General features: G+C 62.8%; 1 protein-coding gene. It reads right to left on the bottom strand.

Annotated features, from left to right (window positions below; genetic code table 11):
- Window positions 1-85 precede the first annotated feature (85 nt).
- Complete coding sequence (locus tag AHiyo1_RS05790; RefSeq protein ID WP_059387908.1) at window positions 86-1,690, bottom strand: glycoside hydrolase family 68 protein; 1,605 nt, start codon at window positions 1,688-1,690, stop codon at window positions 86-88.
- Window positions 1,691-2,221: the final 531 nt, after the last annotated feature.

Genomic DNA, 2,221 nt, shown 5'->3' with positions numbered 1-2,221 from the left:
GGAGCAGCGCCCGGGGTGAACCGGGCGCCCCATGTTGCCGGGCAGGCAGCGAAACCCCTGCCTGCCGGCTGTCTTTGCCTGTGGCCTACTTGTAGAGGCCTTCCCCGCCGACGCGGACGTTGGTGGGGAGGTAGCCGAACGGGCCGAGGCCGTTCTTGCCGAAGCTGCGGTCAACCTGCGTGACGCCACCGGCGAAGTTGATCTTTACCGTGGGGGAGAGGGATCCTCCACGGACTCCGTCAACGTTGTCGATGAAGGACTGCACCAGGCCGCCCGGCTGCACATAGTGCGAGTAGGCCTGGAACTGACGGCCGTTCTGCTGTGCAGACTGGGTGCCGCTCGGGTTGTTCGCCGGCAGGTTCAAGTCGGTCGGCGAGCCGAGCGCGAGGCCCGAGTTGTTCACCGGCTGGAAGTCCGAACGGACACCGTTGCCAACAAAGCCGTAGACGCCGTCGGGACCACGCATGCCATCGGCGTAGGTGAACTGGTGGCTGATCGTGAACAGGTAGTACTTGTTCTTGCCGTTTTCATTCTGGATGAAGATCTGAGGGCGCTCGGTCTGGTCGTTGACGCAGTTGGCGGACAGGATCGGCGGCAGGAAGTGCCACTGGGTCAGGTCCTTGTTGTCTGCGACGGCCAGGCCCACGCTCGCGGTCTGGAACCAGGAACCGGTGGTGGTGTTGACCGTGTTGGTGTTTTCGGCGTGGGGATCGCCTGCCTGGTAACCGAGATCAGCATCGGTGCACTTGTAGGAGCCGCGGTTTCCGGCGGTGTTGCCCTCAAAGACCATGAAGGTCTGGCCCGGGTGGGCCGGGTCTTCGAACGTGTACGGGTCACGGAAGGCGAAGCCGGCGTTCTGGGCCTTGGTCTGGTACAGCTTTCCGTCCGGTTCGAGCAGCTTGGTGTGCTGGAAGCCGTCGAAGGTCACGCCGTTCTGGTCGGCGTGGATGTTGCCGAGGGCCTTGGCAATGACTGCGTCCGGAGCGATCCCGCCTCCGCCCGCGTTGCGCTCTGCACGGTCGTAGAACGTGGTGGCCGTGTAGAACACGTTGACGTGGTCACCCTGCATGAGGCGCGTGGAACCGGACCATTCGGTGTTGCCGATGGAGGTGTTGTCCAGGAACAGGTGTCCGCCGTAGTTCCACTTGTCCTTCGCGGGGTCTGCGTTGGTCTTGCGGAAGAAGTAGCCGATGCGGGCGTTCCAGTGGCGCTGGTCGAAGCCGTAACCCGCGTGGCGATCGGCGACGAGGGAGAAGATGACATCCCAGCCCTTGTAGCTGATCTGGTTGGCGTTCTGGTCGGTCAGGGACCACGTGTCCCAGACCCACACGTCGTCGTTCATGGCCGGGAAGTCCTTCGGGATCTCCGGCATGGTGACGTTGGGGCTCATGGAGTTCTGGCCGGCGGTCACGTTCGGGTTGCTCTGGGCCATGATCTGCTTGGCATCCGCCCGCGTCCACTTGGACGTGAAGTTTGCGGCGGGATCAAAGGCTTGTTGCGTGTGGACCGTCGGAAGCGGGAATCCCGGCGTGGGAGCCGGCATTGTGGTGGCCGGCTTGTCGGCAGGCAGGTTTGCCTGGGCTGCCGGGGATGCCATGAGCACCGTCGCGGCCACACTGGCAGCGGCCGCAAAAGCGGCTACAGACCGCAGGCGTCGGCGTGGCCTGTTGGGGGTTGAGTGAGATTTCATGCTTGCTCTTCTCGCGGAGGTTGGACTACGTGGAATTGGCGCAAGGCCTGGTCCGCACTCCGGCGTTCCCGTAACACCAATGGCGTCGTCGGGAACGCCATCGTGTCGGGTGGACGGGGGATTCTTAGGAAGCCCCCATCCTTCGGTCCGGCACGTCGACTTGCCGGGACCGTTCAAAGCTTGACGTGCGCTTGATGCGGTTGCAAGCCGTGTTTCGAGTGCCGTTCCGGGCTCTGGAGCACATGTCAGACATATGTGCGCAAGCGTTTACATTTTTTACACCGCGCGCGTGCCATGGAAAGCGCGGCGGGTCAAATGTTTCTGAATAAATCTGATTTATTCGAAAAGTTCACATGCCATTAACGCGGGGGCGAATTGACTTGACAGGAGTCGGAAAATTGCCTGGGGACGGCTGTCGTTGGTGGGATTCGTGGTCCGGCTGGAGCGGGATACAAAACTGCCCGCGCCGGGGTCCGGCGCGGGCAGTTCGCTCGTTCGAGGGGGGGCTATTTGGCTTCGTGGAGCGGTTCG

Source organism: Arthrobacter sp. Hiyo1, assembly GCF_001263615.2.
Classification (GTDB): domain Bacteria; phylum Actinomycetota; class Actinomycetes; order Actinomycetales; family Micrococcaceae; genus Arthrobacter.
The sequence above is the reverse complement of the archived record's forward strand: the minus strand, read 5'-3'. Positions and strand labels throughout refer to the sequence as shown.

Excerpts from the sequence above, each read along its gene's own strand:
- AHiyo1_RS05790 (WP_059387908.1), bottom strand. The coding sequence starts at position 1,690 with ATGAAATCTCACTCAACCCCCAACAGGCCACGCCGACGCCTGCGGTCT.